Origin of the sequence: Butyrivibrio proteoclasticus (assembly GCF_900115735.1) — a bacterium.
Taxonomy (GTDB): domain Bacteria; phylum Bacillota; class Clostridia; order Lachnospirales; family Lachnospiraceae; genus Butyrivibrio; species Butyrivibrio proteoclasticus_B.
In genome coordinates, this window is record NZ_FOXO01000003.1 from 78,649 (window position 1) to 99,939 (window position 21,291).

Consider the following 21,291-nt stretch of genomic DNA (forward strand, 5'->3'; position numbering starts at 1 on the left):
TTAAAATACATATGACATCCTGAATCATTACTCAAGATGTTATCATCAACGGCTCACGCCATGTTGACCTGACTTAATACCTGCCTATAGTTTTGTATTATCCCTTAAGTCCGCTTCTTGTTACACCTTCAATGATGTACTTTCTAAGGAACAGATAGATAATTATGATAGGCATTACCAAAATACATGAAGCAGCCATTATAAGTTCTGTTGAAGAGCCTGCCTCTGTCTGGAAACGAACAAGACCATTTGAAAGAACTCTCATCTCCTGTGAGTTAGTAACAAGAAGTGGCCACAGGAATGCATTCCATGAACTGATAATGTTCAGTATCGCAATTGAGAAAATAGCCTGTTTGTTCATAGGTACCATGATTTTGATCATGTATTTAAAATCTGAGCACTTATCAACCTTAGCAGCAAGGTAAAGTGATTCAGGAACCTGCATAAAGAATCTTGTAAGCAGATAAATGTAGAACGCACTTGAAATCCAAGGCACGATCATAGCCCTATATGAATCAATCCATTTAAGTTTGATGATTGTCTCATAGTTTGTGATGATAAGCATCTCGCCGGGAATCATAAGTGTTGCCAAAAACAGTGAAAATACTGTCTTCTTTCCAGGAAAGTTCAATCTTGAAAATGCAAATGCAGAAAGAACTGTTGTAACCAAAACTCCGGCTGTAGTGCATATTGTAACAATAATTGTGTTTACAAGATATCTTGCAAATGGTGCTGCCTCCCAGGCTGACTTATAGTTGAGCCACTGAGGTACTTCCGGGAAAAGTGCAGGTGGAACCTGAACAAGTTCAGCCGGTGTCTTAAGCGATGAAGATATCATCCAGATGAAAGGAAGTATAGTAAATACTGAACCCGCAACGAGGATTACATACTTTAAAACTTCCGCGATTATATTTACAACTTTTCTATTATTCTTCATGGCGCCCTCCCTTAGTTTTTACCCTTACGTCCGCCAGTTACTCTGAGCTGGATCTGTGTAAGCGCAAGTATTATCAGGAACAATACAACACTACCTGCGGCAGCAACGCCATATTTATAGCTGTTGTAGAACTTATCATAAATGTAGTAAACAATTGTCATTGCGCTGTTGGCTGGACCTGCCTTGCCCTGGAACAGTGAAAATACTTCATTGTAAACCTTAAATGCTCCGATCATACCGATGACACTTGAATAAACAATCATAGGCGCAAGTGAAGGAACAGTAATTCTTGTAAACACACGAAAGCGTGGTGTTGAATCAATTCTGGCTGCTCTGTAAAGATCTTCAGGTATTGTCTGAAGCCCTGCAAGGAAGATCAAGATATTAAACGCCATGCTCTTCCAAATAGCAAATATTATAAGTGCAGGCATTGCATATTCAGGAAGGTTAAGCCACTGGATAGGCTCAATTCCAAAAATGCTAAGCACATAATTTATAAGACCATAGTTACTGTTAAACATCCATCTCCATACAATACCGATTGCAATTACGCTGGTAACATACGGAAGGAAGTATATAGTCTGAAATAATGCCTTTAATTTCTTGCAGCTATTGATAAGAACTGCAAAAAGAAGTGACAAAATAATTGAAGCAGGCACTACGCAGATAACATAGATTGCTGTGTTCAAAAGTGACTTTCCAAAATCAGGATCTGAAAACAAAGCCTGATAATTTTCAAAGCCGATTGAAGTGTAACCATCATTGATAATGCTATAGTTACCTAAAAAGCTCATAATAATCGCTCTTACCAAAGGATAAAGAGTAAAGCAGATCATAATGATTATTGATGGAAGGAGGTAGAGATACCCCTTAAAGCTCTTTTTGTCCATGATAATCTCCCTTCTCCAAATCAGAATCTGCCAATAAGCATTTCATTGTCATCAAATACAAGAATATGTCCATCGCGAACAGATACTCCAAACTTATCACCAACTGCTACCTGCATGTATGAATGTACAAGTACTCTTACGTTAGTGTTTCCAAGCTTGGTAAAGATGAGAAGGTCACGGCCTGTCATACGAATGTTATTTACCTCAAGAATTGCTCCGTTATCATCAACAAAGAATGACTCAGGTCTTATACCAGCCTTGTAATGTCCATCAGCAAGAGAAACTCCCTTTCTGAGAACTATTCCGTTTGCAGTTATTACACCATCCTTAACATCAATCTCAATGTTGTTAATTTCAGGCATGCCAAGGAAATTAGCTACAAAAGAGTTTGCAGGATTCAGATACATTGTCTGCGGAACCTCATACTGCTGAAGAACACCTGTCTTCATAACAGCGATACGGTCTGAAATACTCATAGCCTCTTCCTGGTCATGTGTAACGAAAATAGTTGTGATCTTAACTTCCTGCTGGATACGTCTGATCTCTTCTCTTGTAGCAACACGAAGTTTTGCATCAAGGTTTGATAAAGGTTCGTCAAGAAGCAGAACCTGAGGCTTTTTAACGAGTGCTCTTGCAATTGCAACTCGCTGCTGCTGTCCGCCTGAAAGCTCGCTTGGACGTCTCTTCATATATTCATCGATTTTTACAACTTTGGCAATTTCAAAGGCTTCCTCACGTGCCTGAGCCTTCTTCATACCTCTGTTGATCAAAGGAAATGTGATATTATCCTCTACTGTCATATGTGGATACAATGCATAGTTCTGGAACACCAGTCCAATTTCACGATCCTCTGGAGGAATAGATGTAACATCTTTATCACCAAAATAAATTTTTCCTTCTGTAGGAGTTGTAAGTCCGGAGAGCATGAAAAGAGTTGTTGACTTACCGCAGCCTGATGGTCCGAGAAGACCTACGAGTTCGCCATCCTTAATACACAGGTTCATGTGATCTACAGCATTAAGGTTGCCATATGTTTTTGTTAAGTTTTCAATTCTAATATCCATTTCTACCTACCCTAATTAAACTAAATTTACAGTGCAGCCTTTCATTATACATTAAAACCCAAAAAAATAAAAACTTTATTAATAAAAAATTAAAATTTTCTTTAATGTCAAATTTAAAGCCCACCAGAAAATCTGATGGGCTTTGAAAGTTTATGATCATTTAATATTTAATTACGCCAAATGACTGGTATACACACTCTCTAAACTCTGAAAGGCTTGAAAATACGCCATTTGAAAGCATCTGTGCTCCGATATTGCCTATAGCAGTAGCTTCTCCTGGACCGGCATTGACTGAGCGCCCTGTTTCTGCAGCTGTCAACTCATTTAGATAAACTGCATTTGATCCGCCTCCAACTATATTTACAGAATTAAATTTCTTTCCGGTGATGTTTTCTATTTCTTCCGTTGTCTCTTTGTAACATTTTGCGAGGCTTCTGTAGATTACTCTTGCTATCTCCCATGGAGTTACAGGAACTTGCATGCCGCACTCACGGCAGGCATTCTGAATTTCTCTTATCATAGAGTCAGGATTTAAAAATCTGCCATCATTAGCTGCAACAATAGAATCTATAGTCTCCTCTTTTGCCCTGTCACAAAGATTTGCAAAAGAATAATCATCATCCTTATTTTTTCCGGGATAATCAAATCCTGCTTCAAATTCTTTTTTCACAGACTGGATCATCCAAAGGCCCATGATATTCTTAAGGAATCTATATCTCTTCTCATATCCGCCTTCATTTGTGAAGTTGGCATTTTTAGCTTCTTTCGAACAATTTGCTTTTGGAAGCTCACATCCCATAAGTGACCATGTTCCGGAAGAAATATAAAGAGTGTTTTCTTCAGTGCATGGCACACTCATAACTGCAGAGCCCGTATCATGCGTAGCAGGAAGGACAACCTTAAGATCAAATCCAACCTTTTCTGCTATTTCTCTCTTTAAAGGTCCCACTACTGTTCCGGGCATAGAGAGTTCTCCAAAAAGTTCATCAGGAAAGTCCAGCTTTTTAATAAGCTCGTGATCCCACTCGCCTGTTTTTGCATTGAGAAGCTGTGTTGTTGAAGCATTGGTATATTCCTGTTTTCTGACTCCTGTCAAAAGGAAATTGAAATAGTCAGGAACCATAAGAAGCGTCCTTGCTTCTTTTAACTTCTCAGGCTCTTTTGTCTTAAGTGCCATAAGCTGATAGATTGTGTTAAAAATGGCCTTCTGGATTCCTGTTCTTTCATAAAGCTCATCTTCGGAAATGATCTTATATACTTCTTCATCCATTCCCGCAGTTCTGTCATCACGGTAAGCAACCAGGTCTCCAATCCTCTTGTCATCCTTATCAAGAAGACAAAAATCAACGCCCCAGGTGTCAATTCCCATAGTCACAGGAATCTTGCCGATCTCCTTGCACTTTTTCATACCTTCCAGAATGTCATCAAAAAGTTTTTCAGCATTCCAGATCTTGTGACCATCCTTGTCTTCCATGCCATTGTAAAAGCGGTATACTTCTTCAAGTACTATCCTGCCATCTTCCATATGCGCCAGGATATGTCTGCCGGATGACGCTCCTATATCAACTGCTAAATAGTATTCCATAGTAAGTCTCCATTAAACTTCGCCAATAATATCGCTCTTTTTTGTATAAAGACATTCTTCATTTACCTTGATTCCAAATGGGCCGTTAAGAGCTCTGAAATCATCAGGTTCAATTGTCTGTCTCTTTTTGTTTGTCATGGACATCACCTTGACAAGAACTTCTGCTGCCTTTTCTACTGTATGCATAAGTCCGAATGCAATGTCAAAATCTGTTCCGCATGCAAACATTCCATGATGAGCCCAGATAGCTACATCCTGCTTCTTCATGATCTCTGAAGTTGCAACAGCGATTTCTTTTCCTCCGGGAACCATCCACGGCACAACTCCGATTCCATCAGGGAATACTACAGGGCACTCTGTAGCCATTTCCCAGATTTCTCTTGTGAATACTTTTCCATCAAGAGGAAGAACATAAGTAAGCGCTATTGTGTTTGCAGGATGGCAGTGATATACCACTCTGATCTCAGGATTTCTCTTCTTGCAAACTTCAAGATTCATAAGGTGTGAAGAAAGTTCTGATGTTGGCCTTCCGCCTTCAACAAGTCCCCATAAAATTTTGTAATTCTCACCCTGGTCATCAACTTTGATAATGCAGACATTTGCTGCAGGATCGATCTCTACATTTCTGAAGTACTTACCTGAACCTGTGACCATAAAATACTCACCGGCCAAATCTTTTACTGTTGTTCCGATTGGTTTCCACTCAGAAGACTCATCTAGTTCCTCTTTTACTGATTCAATTTCCTCAGGCTTGATCCTGTAACTTAAATTACCGCCGTTTCTCTCATGCCATCCCTGGTAAAAACCGTCAACGCACATGCGGCAAAATCCTTTTGCAAACTTAGCATCCAATACTTTCATTTCTAAAAATCTCCTTAATCCAAATATTTACTTATGCATTCTTGAATCAACAATTCAAGAATGCATCAACCAAGCCAATTTAAATCGACTTCGTCGATGAGGCTTGGTTGACTCTTCACTCATATTCTCACGAAATCCGCAGTATATGCGGATTTCTGAAATTTAGTTCAAGAAGTCATGCTCTTTTAGAAAGAACATTTTTCTCATATTCCATACAGTCTTTGAACCAGTCTTCTTCAAGAGCTACACCATTTTTCTCACAGTAATAATTCCAAACATCACCCATAGGAAGCATCTTAATCTGCTCTGTAAGAGACATGAGTTCTGTAAAGTTCTGAGCATTCTGAAGCTCAGTGAACTTCTCCATTGGCTGAAGCTCTGCATATAAAAGAGCCTTCAGGAAATTTCTCATTCCGTTTGTCCATGCAGAAATACGATTAATGCTTGCATCAAAGTAGTCCATTCCAATGTAGAATCTGTCAGCACCATTTCTTACGATTTCCTGAGCAAGATCCCTTGCATCATCGTTGAAAATAACAACGTGATCTGAATCCCAACGAACAGGACGTGATACATGAAGAGCCATCTTATCATAGAAAAGAAGCATTGAGCTAAGCTTGTCAGCTACATTCTCTGTAGGATGGAAATGTCCTGTATCAATTAGGCACATTACGTTATTTTTGGCAGCGTAGTTCATGTAGAACTCATGACTTCCCACTGTGTATGACTCTGCGCCAATTCCAAATACCTTTGACTCAACAGCAACCGCAACTTTATTCTTGTCATAAGGTGTTGCAAGAATTTCATCAAGAGAAGCCTTCAGTCTTTCTCTTGGAGCTTTTCTGTCACCAGGTACATCCTTAAGTCCATCAGGAATCCAGATGTTCATCATGCAGACCTGACCTGTTTCAGATGCGAGATACTCAGAAATTCTAAGACATGCCTGACCGTGTCTTATCCAGAATTTTCTTACATCCTCATCTGCAGCTGAAAGCGTTCCGTTATCGGACTTTGGATGGCTGAAATATGTTGGGTTAAAGTCAATTCCAAGCCCTCTTTCCTTTGCAAACTCTGCCCATTTTTTAAAGTGCTTTGGCTCAAGGGCGTCTCTGTCAGCCCACTCTCCATCCTCAAAAATAGCATATGAAGCATGAAGATTGATTTTGTGCTTACCGGGAACAAGGCTAAGTGTCTTATCGATATCAGCCATAAGCTCCTCCGGAGTTGTTGCCTTATATGGATAATTACCTGTTGTCTGAATTCCGCCTGTAAGAGGTCCTTTCTGATCAAAGCCTATTACATCATCTCCCTGCCAGCAGTGCATTGAGAGCTTTATTTTTGAGAGCTCGCTAATTGCTTTCTCTGTATCAACGCCAATTTTGGAATAGCGCATTTTTGCTTCTTCGTATCTTTCTTTAACTGTCATTCCCCTTCTCCTTCTCGTGAACTATATATTTGTGTACAAAAATATATCTGCATTTGCACATACTACTTTTATTACTAATATCAAGAATAATAAAAAAAGGGCTTCAATTTAAGGTCTTTTAAAAACAAAAAATACGTCCTTTCTTGCAAAGTTCCTAAATAATACTTAAAATATAACCATGAATAAAAAAATACTTGAAATATTAAATCCTATAACCGATGAAGAAAAAGCCATTTTAGATGGAGCAGAGCACATAAACAGGAATTTATACTATAGTGATGAGAAGTCCTCTACCCCCGACGATGAAATCGATTCTTCCAGAGTACTGCAGGATGGTAAACTCATAGATATGCGTCCTCATGTGCGCTTTATTCACTTCCCTCTCCACACTCACAACTATGTAGAATTCATCTATATGTGTCAGGGTGAAACGACGCACATAATAGACGGCCAGCGTATAGTACTAAAAGAGGGTGATCTTCTTTTCATGAACCAGCACGCGAGGCAGGAAATACTCCCGGCAGGCGAAAACGATATTGCTGTTAATTTCATGATTCTTCCGGAGTTTTTTGACACAGCCTTTTCAATGCTTGAAAAAAACGAGAGTCCCCTAAGAGATTTTTTGGTAAGCTGTCTGACCAAGAAAAATGCAGATGGCAACTTTCTGTATTTTAAAGTATCTGATATTCCTCAGATTCAGAACATAATGGAAAACATGATTTGGAATATGATTGGCACCGACAGTACCGACTATCAAAATGTAAATCAGGTAACAATCGGACTTTTATTCTTGAACCTCCTAAAACACACAGAATCCATCGGTGTATCAAGAACTTCCTATGATCAGGAAATAATGTTTAAACTCTTAAGGTACATAGATACAGATTACAGAGACGCCTCACTTACTTCTTTTTCAAATTCTGTCAGTGAAGACCCTTACGTTCTTAGCAGGATCATAAAGAAAAATACAGGAAGTACTTTCAAAGAACTATTGCAATCAAAAAGATTGAACAAAGCTCAGGAACTACTTAAAAACACAAATATTTCAATAGCCGATATTTCTGTGATGGTAGGATATGATAACACCAGTTTTTTTCATAGGCTGTTCAGAAGAAATTTTGGCTGCAGTCCGAGAGATTTCAGGTTGAATTCATAGTTTATTCCGTATATACTATTATAGCATTTGTTGTTTACATAAATTGCATATGAAATTTTAAATCTTGAATAGTGAAGGTATATTTCATGTCAGATAAGCAAAAGAAAATTGTATCCACTCTAAGATGGGATTGTATCAGACTAGTTGTAGTGCTTCTTGCAGCATTGCTAATGTCTATCAATATCCAGACTTTCATTAATGGTGGCGGACTTATCCCGGGAGGTGCACAGGGACTTACGATCGTTATCCAAAGAGCAGCTCTTAAGTATCTGAGCCTTCAGATTGCCTACTCTCCTATAAATATTTGCTTAAACGCAATTCCTGTCTATATCGGTTTTCGTTACATTGGCAAAAAATTTACTTTGTTTTCAATGATCATGGTTTTGGCCAATGGTTTTTTTGTAGATGTCATTCCGATTCACACCGTTACCCATGACCCGCTTCTTGTGGCTGTTTTCGGTGGTATCTTAAATGCAGTTGCAATTACCATGTGTCTTGAGGTCGATGCAACAAGCGGAGGAACAGACTTTATTTCTATTTTCCTATCTCAAAGAAAAGGAATCGACGCATTTCCTATAATCCTTGCAGGAAATGTAATAGTTCTTACCATAGCCGGCGCAATGTTTGGATGGGAAAAGGCTCTTTACTCAATGATCTTCCAGTATGTATCCACGCAGACCCTGCACGTACTTTATCGAACATATCAACAAAGAACTCTTTTTATCATTACTGATATGCCTGACAAAGTATGTTCAATGATTTATTCAACATGCAGTCACGGCGCAACTCTTATTGATGGCGAAGGCTCTTATGCCCATAAAAACAAAAAGATTGTATATTCGATTGTAAGTGCTTCCGATACCAGAAAGCTTATTCCTAAGATAAAAGAGATTGACCCAAACGCATTTATCAATTCTATCCGCACCGAAGAAGTTATGGGTAACTTCTATATGAGGCCAAGAGATTAAAACAGTATTAAAAAACTGATTCATGAACTTTAAATTCATGAACCAGTTTTTTTATTGAGAAAGTTTTCTTATTTTTTACTCCATAAAAGAGACTTTGTGCCTTCGCGCTGCGCCTGCATGTTCAGATAAACTGATGGCTCATTTTTCCCCTGTTCTTCTATTCCCACGTAAATCTTTGTTCCGTCTTCTTTCAGCAGATCACTTGATACTCTTATAGTGCTCTGCATCTCCTGATCCTGACATAACTTTTTCAGATCCATAGAAATCAGGGATTTCTCCAGCACCGTACCATTTTGATCTTCAATATAAATATACGGTAACAGATCAAAATACACAGGTGCAACGCCGTCATTTGTCATTGTTATGCCTATTTCTGTAATGTTATTAACTGCATTTCTCATACTAAACGAGCTAACTCTGTATCTATAGCCAACAGTTCTCAGGACATCACATGCAGCTTCCAATACTCCGTCATCCCCTCTTGGGCATTCAGGTACCATAGGTCCTATAAATGTCATGTGAGAATCTTCAAGTAAAGATAGCGTTTTATCCAGATCATCTCCAAGCATAGTACTCATAGGTATTGAACTTGTAAACTCTCCGCCTATAGGTGCTATATTCCATACATCCTGAGCACTCCTTAAACCATTTTCTTCTTTGGTTGCATTATAGTAGCCGCCGTTTTCTATCCAGCCAAGCCACTCCAGAGTATCCTCTTCTGCTCCTGTCATATCATTGAAAACGCCAAAGTCTTCAGGCATCTCCGCAAAAGGTCTTCTCATCAAAAGCCGCGCATAAGGAAAAGCATTCACATATTGCCCCACGTAAATGCTTCTAATCTCTGTCAGAGGCATTTTAGGAATTCCTGCAGGATAATATGTGTGCCACTCTCCCCAGTGCCCAAGGCTTCCAAGCTCAACATAAGCAAGGAACCCATCTTCTGAAAAATGCCTTCCTATCTCATTTATAACCTTTTCGTGTTCACTGATAAATGTCTTATTATTGTAATCAGGACAATATCCACACCCGTACTCTATCGTATAGAATTCTCCATCTTTTGTCTTTTCATAGAGCCAGTCCGGAATATCCATATGTTCTTCACTCTTTGGATAATCGCAAACAAATCTAAGGACAAGATGCTTGCCCTCTTTTCTCCATTCATCAAGATGATTGTCTGCCTCAATATCATCCCAGGCATAAACGCCTTCTTCAGGCTCAAGTTCTCGCCATTTCAAATTCATATAAACAAGAGTACTTGTCTGACATAGTTCCACACTATCACAATCAGGCGCAAATCCCATATACGGATTGGGATAAACGCCATCATCCGCCTTATAAGTGATTACTTTTTCTTTTCTGAAATTAAAGAACATATAAAATGCTCCAACCAAAACCGCTGCAAAAATTGTAAAGACAAACAGCAGCATCAGCTTTTTTTTATGCATTGTACTCCCCATTATACTGAATGAGTGTTACATCTTTTACGTTATCAATATTTCTGATTTTCTCTTCAAAGAAGAAATCATCGCCCTTTACATTTACTTCTACAGCAAGCTCTGTAACATTGCCTCTCATTGTCTTGGACTTTATGAAGTATTTCTTTTTACCAAATGCTCTTAGTATCTCATCACCGGTCTCTACTCCCTCGTAATGAATAACAGCAATATAAATCTTACCGTTTGATGATTTTGAATAGAAAATGGCAATCATGATTATCATGATAACTGCTGCAGCAAGTGTAAGCGCGTACATTCCGGCGCCCGCTGTAATACCGGTTGTTATAGACCAGAACAGATATAAAAGATCAAGTGGATCCTTGACTGCAGTTCTAAATCTTACAATTGAAAGTGCACCCACCATACCAAGAGAAATAACAACATTGGTACTGATTGCCAATGTAACCATACACGTAAGAACACACATGCCGATAAGTGTTACAGCAAAACTCTTTGAAAAAATGACACCTGCATAAAATCTTCTATATACAAGGTAGATCAAAATACCTAACAAAAGTGCAATAAACAGTGCAATTGCAATATTTCCGACGTCATAGGTTGAATAGGTATCAGAATTTAAAATTGATTTTTTGATCATGTCTTTAACGCTCATATAATATTCCTCTCATCTACATAATTATCGCTACCATTAAGGTACGCGGTCTTATCACAACATAAAACATATTTTGACGCAGCTGTAAATTCACTTGAAGCAGGCGGACAAAGATCCCTTACAAGCTGCGGTAAAAATTCCGTATACTTTACCTCCATAATGAGTTTATCCGCCGGAAGTGCAGCCAGTGTTGGAAGAGTAGCATCGAATATATCGTAACTTCCAATTGCAGCTCTAACCTTTTTATCAAAGGTGATTCTGACCGTCCCTGCATCATGAATATAAGGAGTTCTGTCATAATCAACAATAACACGTGGTCTTAAAACATTACTTACACATTCAACATAAAATTCTTTTAACAGATTATTGTCTTTTTGCAAAAGAAATCCATAATCTCCGTCAAGTATTCTGTAAACCTCATCTCTAGTGAGCTTTGCCGATTCTTTATAAATGTACTTATCGTTTTTTATTTTTCTTTCGAGCTTAATACCTTTATCAGAAAAATTATAAATCCTGATCCTGTATTTTTTTCTGAAGAAAACACCCATATCTTTTTCTTCATAAGCGCTGTTAAAGTAATCATCAAAATATAAACTTCTAATAAGATATTCTCCATTCACAGCATTGGGATCAAGTTTAAAGTAAGGCGAAAGCCTTGACTTTAAGGTTTCAAACTCCCCATAGCTGATCAGATATTTCCACTCATGTCTAAAGGTTTTATCCATATATGCACCGCTCTATCAATAATATTCGTTATTCAACGACAGTATATCTGTCTATTGTACCATCTTCATTTATATAAAAACATAGCACACCATATGTTTTTCCAAGTTCAGCATCTTCATAATAATCAAAACACTCCTGAGAATTGCCATTTTCGTCAATAGCATTCACCGAAAGGAAGTATTCGCCAGGTTCAGGAACATCGCAGCTAAACTTTGTCCATACACCTTCATAAGAAGCCACTACGTCATCTCCATTGGAATTTCTAGACAAAACTGCCCTGTAAGTAACATCATCATGCTGAAAATCATAAGCAGTATCCCAGTTCATAAGAAGCTTTCCATCCTCAATAGCCGGTTCTCCAACATAGAAAGGCAACGGCTTTTCCAATGATGCAAGATAGCTTTCATAGTTCTCCTCAATCTGAGAAGGAAGTTCCAAAGCTACCTCATCATATTGCTCCGGAGTCAGCTGTTCATATGTGATATCGGGAGCATCCCATAAATACTGTTCTACTACTGCCCTGTAATCTGTTATAAGCTCACTGATTCTATTTGGAGTAATAACATTTTCTTTTAAATCAAGAATAGCATCATCAAGCTCTTTTCTAAAGCTATCAGATTTCAAGCATCTATTAAATAACACATTTCCCCAATAGTTACTTACACCTTTTTCCCAGCTTCCATAATCTGATCTGGTTAGTAATTCATTTTCTTTAGTCCTGAAAGTACCATCTAAGTCCCAGCTAATAAAATACCACACTTTTTCATTCTTGGGACTATAAAGATAGCAGTTTCTGCTCTGGGTATCAACATTTCCTGTCAAAAGATTAAACGCAAGCCAATATGCAAGATTTTCCCTATCAAAATGCTCGTCTAGCACTTCATCTATCGAAATGGAATAATCATTAAGATCATTGAGCATATCAATGAGTTTTGTATGGTCGCTATCACCTTTTATTTCGAGGTACTGTTCAAATTTACTGACATCGTACTCAGGATCTGTCTCAAGTTTTATAACATCTTCATATCTGAAAAACTCAAAAAAGTTCACCTTATAAAGCTGACCATATCTGTCAAGGCCATGAGCCCTGAGAGCTGTTTTATTTAGCTGCTCAACCTGCGTATACAATCCATAATCTTCAAATCCGTCATCACTTCCATCTGTAAGATCATTGACATAAAGATGTACAAACTGGGTTCTAAGACTCATTAGCTGATCCACATTTTTCAAAATATCAAAGCCCAATTTATTTCTAAATCTAAGTCCATCAGTCTGATGCTTATTTAATGATATGGTAGTCTGACCATTCCAATTACCCTGATTCTCTTTGAGCTTGATCTTATAGTTCTTTTGATAATTTCTGCTTGAAGTCTGACCTCTTATCTGAACAGTCGCATTAGGAGCCGTCCTTCCGTATCCAAGATTCCCTGCTGGAATCCCCTCTTCTGTTCCCACCTGTAAAAGAGCTTCCACCTTATACCTTGGAATACCAAGTTCATCGTAGTAATAAGCAGAATGTGAATTCACTTCTTCCCAAGTATGATTTGTTCCTTCGCCAGCATTGCCCTGCCTGACAGTCAGATACATTGTCACTACATTTGTTCCATCATCCTCATACAAAGCATCCACATCACGAATATGGCTGTTATCATTTCGAGACGTATTGATATTTATATTGTCTATGGCCTGCAAAAGAGTATTTGTCTCTACCTGCGTCTGATTATCCTCATTAAAATAGTAATTATAGAGGTTGCTTCCGGCAATTGCAGCAGCGATCACAACAAACGCAAATATTATTCCTATAGCTTTTCTTTTTTTCTTTCTCATATAGATGCCTTTCTTATGCAGTTTTTGAATTTCTGCTTATAAATTCATACAATCTGCTACCAAGCCCATACCTTTTTTCTGCAACAATTGGCTGCGAACTTAAAATGTGATACGGAAGCTTTTGGGTATAATTCATAAGTTTTTTCAAGGTAAAAATCAGGTATACTATACTGCTTAAAGTAAATGCAAAGCCATAATACTTAGGATCAAGCTGCAGCGACATAAGGCTTAAAACAGTTGACAATGTTCCAAAGATGATAGCAGAACTTCTGGCATCTTTGTAATCCGTAAAGTACATAAGAATAAGCATCAATACGTTTCCCACTGCATATGCGCCATAACCAACACTAAGAATTCTGAAGAATCCTTCCATCAGAGAGTCAAATCCTAAAGGAAGTCTCTCCAAAACAACAAGACCAACTGAAAGAATAAGTGCAGTTGCATAGAATTGCCTTCTGGCAGTGTAAATAAGCTCATGTTCAAGCACTGTTAACATTTCATTTTCAGCCTGCTCTATCTCCATGATTGAACCCGTTCCGTTAAACAGATCATAGTATTTTCTATACTTTGGATAAAAATTCACTTCTACTGATGCAACAAAATTTATTGTTGTTATAAGAATCGTAATAAAGGCAAACAGTGCCGCAACATCATGCTGTGGCGCTCCGTAGTACAGCCCTTTTACCTTGACACCCACATCACTCATCCACGCTATCACCAGATGTGAAAACAAACCTACATTGGTAAAAAAGCCGATAAGCATCAAATCGCTGTACTCATCAAACCACGGAAGAAATGAATAGTGATTTTCCATAGAATTTGGAAAATATCCGTATAATAGAATCATGTCATAAACTATCATAACTCCATAGCCAACACTTACGCTAAGCATAAGAATGTAGATTGAAACTCCTAAAAATGCACATCCAAAAAATGCTGTAAGAACAGCAAAAATAATAGCATATATGTATGACAGGAGTATTCCTTTGTAATCCTTTACTGCCGTCAAATAGTTCATCTGCGTCCATGCAGCAGTAAGTTCCATGAACAAAATAAAATTAAGAACACTTAACAAAAAATCCAGTCCTGAAAAGCAAAGAAAAACTATCCACAAAACGCCACCTGCAGGCATCATTATTCCAAGGATTCCTTCCAGCGAAGGCAGTACATCACTTTCCTTTCCATCATACAAAAGATCCGCAACATATCTTGTCATTACCATTGAAAAGATACTGTTAAGTATCATTGACGCTATGAGACAATAAGTTATCATGCAGACCAGCAAATCCCGATCTGCCTCAATTAGTCCTGCCACCTTCCCTATGTAGTTGATGCTAAGAAGAAACACTACACCCAGAAGCATAGGTCCCGCTGTAATCATACCTGTATAGCCATAGGCTTTTAGCATCGACAGGACGCCTGTGGCCCTAAAGAGCTTTTTTAACTCAAACCCTATACCCGCCATTTACAATTTAACTCCATAGTAAATCTCATTATATAAACTGTTATATTTTTTCATCATCTGTGGATGCTGAAAAAACTTCTCCACTCTCCTTTTCCCATTTTGTCCCATTTCTATGCGTACCTGTCTGTCACTGCACATTTTGTCCATGGCTTTAGCCAATCCTTCTCTATGCATAGGCGGAACAATAAATCCTGCTGTACCAAAAAAATCGTCACTGGCTCCTTCTATAAGTTCCCTACAACAGCCTACATCCGTTGTTACCACAGGCCTTCCCGATGCAAATGATTCAAGAACCGACAATGGCTGTCCCTCAGAAATACTGGTCAGAACCGTAAAATCCAGTTTTTCCATATATTTCACAACATCAACCTGACCAACAAATTTCAGATTTTTTATTTCAAGACTTTCGACAAGCTGATAGCACTCCTCTGCGTATTCCTCATCATCAATTCCCCCAAGGATATGCAGTCTTACGTTATCTCTCATTCCAGTAAGCTCATGAAATGCATATATAAGTGTTTTAACATCCTTTATCTGGGCAATTCTTATTATCGCACCTATGTCTATAAAACCATCATCCTCTTTATACGGAATATTACAAAACCTCTCATACCTGATACCGTTCGGAATAACTCTGCATTTTGAAGGCTCTGCTCCCAACTCAACCTGTATCTTGTTGGCATTTTCAAAAAGGCACGAAATAAAAGTTGCTCTTTTATAAACTACATCTGAAAGCATGTAAAAAAACTTTATCCAATGCCTTTTAAATGCCGGTATCACCCACTGTGCCCTGATTATTTCTTCTTCTCTCTCTCTTGAATAAATGCCATGTTCAGATAATATAATCGGTTTTCCTGTCATATAGTTTCCAAGGCAAGCTAAAAGGCCACCATATCCCGTACAGATCGTATGATAGATGTCAGCTTCAGGGATCTTACTCCCAATCAGATAAAGTACCGGCAAAAGCATGGATCTAATAGTATGGAATGTCTCCGCAAAAGCCACATATGGGTACTTTTCCTTACAAAGACGCGTCAGGATTTCAAGAAATTCTTCGCTCATAAGAAAACTTGCAGGATTATAATGTCTTTTTTGATACATATCAAAAAGGATCTTCCAATCCGGCCTTTCACAGTCTATAAGCTTTTCTATAGCTTCCTTCTCATCATCTGAGAGTTTAAACTTATCCTTCTTCCTTGCTCTTACCTTCAAAGCGTCATCCAAAAACACCTCATGAACTTCTTTTACATTAGATGGCAATTCGTATTTATATTTTCCCTTGTCTTTGGCATGCGCACCGATAACCCACAAAATAAATGTGTGCTCCTGAAGAGCTTGGATATAGCCATGCATCCAGGTTGCAACTCCGCCATATGTATAAGGGTAACTTCCTTCAAGAATAAGACAAATTCTCATAACCTACTTCCTTGTTATAGTTACTGTTTCATTATTTGCATCAAGAAGATATAGCGTTTCATTAAGCTTTATCAGCTTTCCACCTTCAACTTTTACAAGTTTCCCTTCCGAAACTCTTATAAAATAATATGCATCATCGATAAGTCCGTCAGATGTGATAGTAAGCTGTAAGTCAGATATCTCTGTATCAGGTATTACATTGACATACCTCTGAACTGCTCCTGCCATGCATGATCCTGTCAGATGTCTTATATCAGGTGCTGAAGTATCTATCCAGGTCATATACTCATCAAGATTTCTGCTAAGTTGTTCCCAGCCTAAAGCTGCGCCTCTGTCTTCATCCAAAAGATCATCCGGATGCATGAAATGGGAAGCTACAAAGTGTAAATTCAGTTCTGAAAAAGACGCCAACTTCATGTAATCGTCAATTATGCAACTGGATACTATTCTAGGCGTCTCAACAATCCCGTCCTCAGAAACTTCATACTCCTGAGAATATGCATCAGGTCCCTCAAAATAGATACTCGCTATCGCTTTGATATTCGGAAACTCTTCTCCTATAAGCGCCCTTCCTTCAGGAGATAAAACATCTGAAGGCGGCACATAAACAGAAAGTTCAGTATTTGTAAAAATGCCCGTTGAAAACTTTGTCAGCTCATCAAGAGAATTGTACATGGCATCATAGCTTTCCCAAACCTTATAACCAATGTCATCTTCATAAACATAATCCGGTCCGCACAAAGGCTGGTGATTGTAACCATGGTACCCAATCTCTCCCCCTTTATTAAGAAGCATATTCCCATAGTAGTAATAATCTGCTGTACTTTCGTTGGAAGGAAGAATTTCTCCCGTATCATCCTCATACGTTTCAATTATCAAACCTGTGTAGGGAATATTATGTTTTTCTCCAAGAGAAAGAACTTTAGGCCACCAAACAGCTGAGTAAAACTGGGCAATTCCCATTCCGTAATCTCTCCTGATATACTCACCGTCACCAGATGGAGTAGGTGATGGAAAATCATCAAGATAAAAAGTGGAAGCATTTATGACAGGGTAAACAAAAATATCCTCCAAAAGTGTATAAGCACTTGAATAAATCCCCCTGTAAGCCTTTGAAACATAACTAAAGTTACAGACAACAAACTTTCCTTTTCCATATTCCTGACTCCACACAAGCGGCACATTGTCTGTCGTATGCGCATATACTTTAGTATCAGATCCAAGCTGTACAGTCAGGGCTGACTCATATGCATCATCAACATAATATGTCTTTTGAGCCCCCAGCATATAATTCTCATCAGAAACAAAATCTCTTACAGGAACAAAGTTATCTCCAATCTCAACTATCCCTAGTTTTGAAGTGATAATATCAAAGACCTCTGACCTTGTCGGAGTTATTCCTATAAGCAATCGTCCACCACTTTTCACCCAGTCAGTAAGTGTAAGGATATCTTCACCAAATACCGTGTAGTCATTAGTTGCAATAACAACTGTTTTATAATCTGACAGTCTGTCTTTTTTTCTGTTATCTTCAATTGAGTTCTTAGCCAAATCAATAATGTCATAGGAAACTCTCATGTCGGCAAATATCTGTTCATACTGTGGTGTAATCAATATGCTTGTATCGTTACCACTATCTGATATCAATAAACAACTCTTTTTTGACGAAAGTTCTTTCATATGAACAACGTTATCTGTAGGAAGAAGCGTCACCTGCTCATCGGTCCCCTCGTATAGGATTCCGACACGCTCAATAAGAAGCAGTAAAAACATTGCAAAAAAGCCAATGGTCACATTTGCCAAAGCAATAAATCGTTTTTTCTTCATGCGCCCATCTCCTCTTTTTTCCACAGCTTCACTATATCCCTTATTTCTTTGGAATAATAATTACCGCTTTCAGATGTGGTTTTTATCATTTCTTTTAACTTAATACTGGCACCCGTCTCATAATAATATCTGAAACGCAGAAGCCAGTTCCTCTCATCAGAGGGCCAATTTTGCTCCATCGTAGAAAGAGCGACATCTGCTCTGATATAGAGTTTTGAATCCAAAAGGCTCTTAACAAGTCTCTCGTAATCATCAATATTGGGATTAAGCGTAAGCTTTGTTATGAGTAGCTGGTGGTAGGTATTTCTCTGAATCTCAAGAAGTTGTCCCTGAACCATACCGCTTGATATATACTGGGCAAGAAAAGATACGTATTCATCAAGAAGTCCTTCCTTGCCGGGATTGGTAGCATATTCGCTGCTGTACTCCTGAAGTTTTAATTCATATTCTTTAGACAATTCAACCATGGCAGTTGTTGCATAATGAACCACTTCCACATCATCATTCATTCTTGCCTGATTGATGACAGGAATATATTTTTTTGTATCGGTCATAAGAACATCCATCATAACTGATCGTCTTACAGTAGGATCATTCATGATAAGTGCGTCCTCAAGAGGAACAATATCATCAGACTCTGCTTCCTGCCTAGGTAAAAGAGACTGTTCAATAAGATTACTCCTCATAAGTTCAAGGTCTCCGTTCTTATTGCCAACCTTTCCAAGCTTTATCATAACAGTTATTATCACAGCGCAAAGAGCGCCCCATAGCGGAATGCAAACAACCATGACCATCATGAGACTATCCACTTTTAAAACGCCAAGCTTCATAAAAACGAATACAGCAAGGCATATACCAAAATGTATGAGCAGAAAAATAAGCACTATCATCCCACACTCTCCACTACATCACACTTAAGCCCCATATTACGAAATCTCTTTAGCACAATAGATTCACTGCTTTCATCCACCTGTGAAGCCAAAAGATATATATTGTTGTCCCTGCCAAGGCCAACAATATCATTGTTACGAATCTTGGTCTGAAGCATTTCATCAATCTCCATAATGGTTCTGTTTTCTCGCATGATCCTAAAGAGTCTAAAATCTGTCAATTTATTATCAGCCATTTCTTTCTGAATTTTAAATTGCTGGATAAAATAGTCATATTTAGCGATCTGAGTGCCCTCGACATAAGTTTTATCTGCAACAACTTTTTGATATTCCCAGGCTTTGATTATGAAGTTCTCCATAAGTCCGCTTAAAATTCTGATAAGATTTGTGTAATATGTGCTGATCTGGATATACTCAACTTGATATATCATTATCAAAACACTAAGGACGCCATCTGACTTTATCCCGGCGACATAGGTTGGATATCCCTCTCTTACATCCCTGTTGAACCAGATTTCGCCCTTCTTAACTTCCTCTATAACCTGACTGTAATCCTCCAGATTTATTGATTTTTTTAGTTTTACACTTATTTGCTCTGAAGCAACGTTAAGTCTTGCAAATCTTGCGTTTGGATCATTAATTGTATAGATAGCAATTGATCTGTTATCAAGGACATCTTCCATAACAGGAATAGATTCAGCAAAAATTTCCTCAGGAACAGTAGTACTAAGCTTCTTTACAACATCAAATATTCTTCCAAAGCCATCTCTACTCCCTATAAGATCCTGTTTATACTGATTCTTATACTCCATTGCCTCTTCATATAGCCTGTTAACAAAGTCTTTTTCCTCTTTGAGAAGCTTGTTTTCATCTGTTATAAATGTTCGCTCTTCATCCCGGCTTTGTTTGATATATCCGCAAACAGCAGCTGCAACCAAAAGAAGTATAAACGGTATCCAATTGCTTGGATCATAAAACAATAACAATCCATTAGTTCCCTGCCTATAATAAGCCAGAATCAACGAAAGTATTTCTATAAATGCTGTGATACCGCCAACACCTGTTCCATATACCAATGCCATCAGAACTACAAACAATAGCCTCACATCAATCATCCTGAACTGCACACTACCATTAGAATAATAGTTATATATTTCAACCAAAAACGCTCCAAGGATAAGCTCAACAAGCATCATTATTTTTCCATTCAACCTGAGTTTATCACGTATTATTTCTGTTATTTTTCTTTTGGCATGATAATTATTCCGATATTCCTCCACATAGTTTTCTATTTCAGCTACCGCATCTTTTTTGGCAAACCAGCCATAGAACTGCCTTGCTACATCCTGTCCATAGTCAAAACGTCCTTTTATGGATGATCCGATATAAGACACATTTGCCATCTTATAAATCTTCCTTATCGATGAAAAAGCCTCTTCATAAGTAGTACTTGCGCCACTTCTAAGATATATGGTCTCATAGGTTCCATAGCTGTACTCATCTTCTTCCCAGGCATCAAACATTCTTTTCAAAAAAGCAGCCAGATCGTCAACAGACAAAAAATCTGCTATCTCATCGCCCATTGCTTTGATCTCAACTTTTTCATTTCTTTCAAGGGAATCAAAAATACGACACCAGAAATCATCTTTATAGTGCCCACTTATCAAATGCGGTGAATATATGATTTTTACTGAAATTTGGTATTGTTCAGCATAATATCTGCAGATAGACTCTACAGAACTGTATATGATAGAGTCACTGTTCTCAATATCAAGAAGTGCCTCATCAGATGTAATGTAAACAAATTGTTTTACTTTAGACTTTCTACAAAGCGAAAGGACATTTCGAAGCTGCTCAATCTCACCAACTTCGTAACTGTCCTTATTTATAAAATGCGACACAAATACAACGCGCTCGAAGCCGTAGGTAAAAAACAGAGTCGTAAAATCGTCACCCATTATTGATTTTTTAAACCATCTGATATTACCTGCCTTTTTACTCTCAAGCTCTTGTCCGCAAAGTATTATATTATCTGCGCCAAATGCAGTTTCGAGGGAATCCTTCGAAAAATAACCATTACTACCTACTACAAGAGTATCCATTACGGCCTATTCTCCCTAAATACTTTATTCCCCACTTACGTT

Annotated in this window: 17 protein-coding genes; 2 read left to right on the top strand and 15 right to left on the bottom strand. The window is 38.1% G+C overall.

What is annotated here, in order from left to right:
* Nucleotides 1-97: 97 nt before the first annotated feature.
* The 6 genes from BM146_RS02795 to BM146_RS02820 all read right to left on the bottom strand — a co-directional run bounded on the left by BM146_RS02795 (nt 98) and on the right by BM146_RS02820 (nt 6,763).
* Complete coding sequence (locus tag BM146_RS02795; protein ID WP_074884049.1) at nt 98-937, bottom strand: carbohydrate ABC transporter permease; 840 nt, start codon at nt 935-937, stop codon at nt 98-100.
* Between the two features lie 11 nt (nt 938-948).
* Nucleotides 949-1,827 (bottom strand): carbohydrate ABC transporter permease, encoded by an 879-nt coding sequence (locus tag BM146_RS02800; protein WP_074884052.1) that lies wholly within the window; start codon nt 1,825-1,827, stop codon nt 949-951.
* A 20-nt stretch (nt 1,828-1,847) separates the two neighbouring features.
* A complete protein-coding gene (locus BM146_RS02805) occupies nt 1,848-2,891 on the bottom strand; it encodes an ABC transporter ATP-binding protein (RefSeq protein WP_074884055.1) in 1,044 nt (347 codons plus the stop codon).
* Between the two features lie 160 nt (nt 2,892-3,051).
* On the bottom strand, nt 3,052-4,476 hold the full coding sequence (gene rhaB / locus BM146_RS02810) for a rhamnulokinase (RefSeq protein WP_074884059.1): 1,425 nt from the start codon (nt 4,474-4,476) through the stop codon (nt 3,052-3,054).
* Between the two features lie 12 nt (nt 4,477-4,488).
* Nucleotides 4,489-5,337: a rhamnulose-1-phosphate aldolase gene (gene rhaD / locus BM146_RS02815; RefSeq protein ID WP_074884062.1), complete on the bottom strand. Its 849-nt coding sequence runs from the start codon at nt 5,335-5,337 to the stop codon at nt 4,489-4,491.
* A gap of 175 nt (nt 5,338-5,512) precedes the next feature.
* A complete protein-coding gene (locus BM146_RS02820) occupies nt 5,513-6,763 on the bottom strand; it encodes an L-rhamnose isomerase (RefSeq protein WP_074884065.1) in 1,251 nt (416 codons plus the stop codon).
* A 178-nt stretch (nt 6,764-6,941) separates the two neighbouring features.
* Between BM146_RS02820 and BM146_RS02825 the strand changes: the two genes are divergently transcribed.
* The gene (locus tag BM146_RS02825) at nt 6,942-7,919 is read left to right on the top strand and encodes an AraC family transcriptional regulator (RefSeq protein WP_074884068.1); all 978 of its coding nucleotides are present in this window, start codon (nt 6,942-6,944) and stop codon (nt 7,917-7,919) included.
* An 86-nt stretch (nt 7,920-8,005) separates the two neighbouring features.
* Nucleotides 8,006-8,887 (top strand): YitT family protein, encoded by an 882-nt coding sequence (locus tag BM146_RS02830; RefSeq protein ID WP_074884072.1) that lies wholly within the window; start codon nt 8,006-8,008, stop codon nt 8,885-8,887.
* 68 nt (nt 8,888-8,955) lie between these two features.
* Here the strand turns inward: BM146_RS02830 and BM146_RS02835 are convergent, their stop codons facing one another.
* The 9 genes from BM146_RS02835 to BM146_RS02875 are packed head-to-tail and all read right to left on the bottom strand — an operon-like array spanning nt 8,956 to nt 21,249.
* The gene (locus tag BM146_RS02835) at nt 8,956-10,332 is read right to left on the bottom strand and encodes a DUF4832 domain-containing protein (protein ID WP_177201568.1); all 1,377 of its coding nucleotides are present in this window, start codon (nt 10,330-10,332) and stop codon (nt 8,956-8,958) included.
* The gene (locus BM146_RS02840) at nt 10,325-10,996 is read right to left on the bottom strand and encodes a DUF4956 domain-containing protein (RefSeq protein WP_074884079.1); all 672 of its coding nucleotides are present in this window, start codon (nt 10,994-10,996) and stop codon (nt 10,325-10,327) included. Before BM146_RS02840 ends, BM146_RS02835 begins: the two co-directional genes overlap by 8 nt.
* The gene (locus BM146_RS02845) at nt 10,993-11,721 is read right to left on the bottom strand and encodes a polyphosphate polymerase domain-containing protein (protein WP_074884082.1); all 729 of its coding nucleotides are present in this window, start codon (nt 11,719-11,721) and stop codon (nt 10,993-10,995) included. The genes BM146_RS02840 and BM146_RS02845 overlap by 4 nt, the downstream gene beginning before the upstream one ends.
* 28 nt (nt 11,722-11,749) lie before the next feature.
* Nucleotides 11,750-13,549, bottom strand: a complete 1,800-nt coding sequence (locus BM146_RS02850; RefSeq protein WP_074884085.1) for a CotH kinase family protein — start codon at nt 13,547-13,549, stop codon at nt 11,750-11,752.
* Nucleotides 13,550-13,562: 13 nt separating this feature from the next.
* Nucleotides 13,563-15,014 (bottom strand): exopolysaccharide Pel transporter PelG, encoded by a 1,452-nt coding sequence (pelG, locus tag BM146_RS02855; RefSeq protein WP_074884088.1) that lies wholly within the window; start codon nt 15,012-15,014, stop codon nt 13,563-13,565.
* On the bottom strand, nt 15,015-16,430 hold the full coding sequence (gene pelF, locus BM146_RS02860; protein ID WP_074884091.1) for a GT4 family glycosyltransferase PelF: 1,416 nt from the start codon (nt 16,428-16,430) through the stop codon (nt 15,015-15,017).
* 3 nt (nt 16,431-16,433) lie between these two features.
* A complete protein-coding gene (locus BM146_RS02865; RefSeq protein WP_074884094.1) occupies nt 16,434-18,257 on the bottom strand; it encodes a DUF2194 domain-containing protein in 1,824 nt (607 codons plus the stop codon).
* The gene (locus tag BM146_RS02870; protein ID WP_074884097.1) at nt 18,254-19,147 is read right to left on the bottom strand and encodes a hypothetical protein; all 894 of its coding nucleotides are present in this window, start codon (nt 19,145-19,147) and stop codon (nt 18,254-18,256) included. The genes BM146_RS02865 and BM146_RS02870 overlap by 4 nt, the downstream gene beginning before the upstream one ends.
* Entirely contained in the window at nt 19,144-21,249 is a 2,106-nt protein-coding gene (locus tag BM146_RS02875) for an NAD-dependent epimerase/dehydratase family protein (RefSeq protein WP_074884100.1), read from the bottom strand. Before BM146_RS02875 ends, BM146_RS02870 begins: the two co-directional genes overlap by 4 nt.
* Nucleotides 21,250-21,291: the final 42 nt, after the last annotated feature.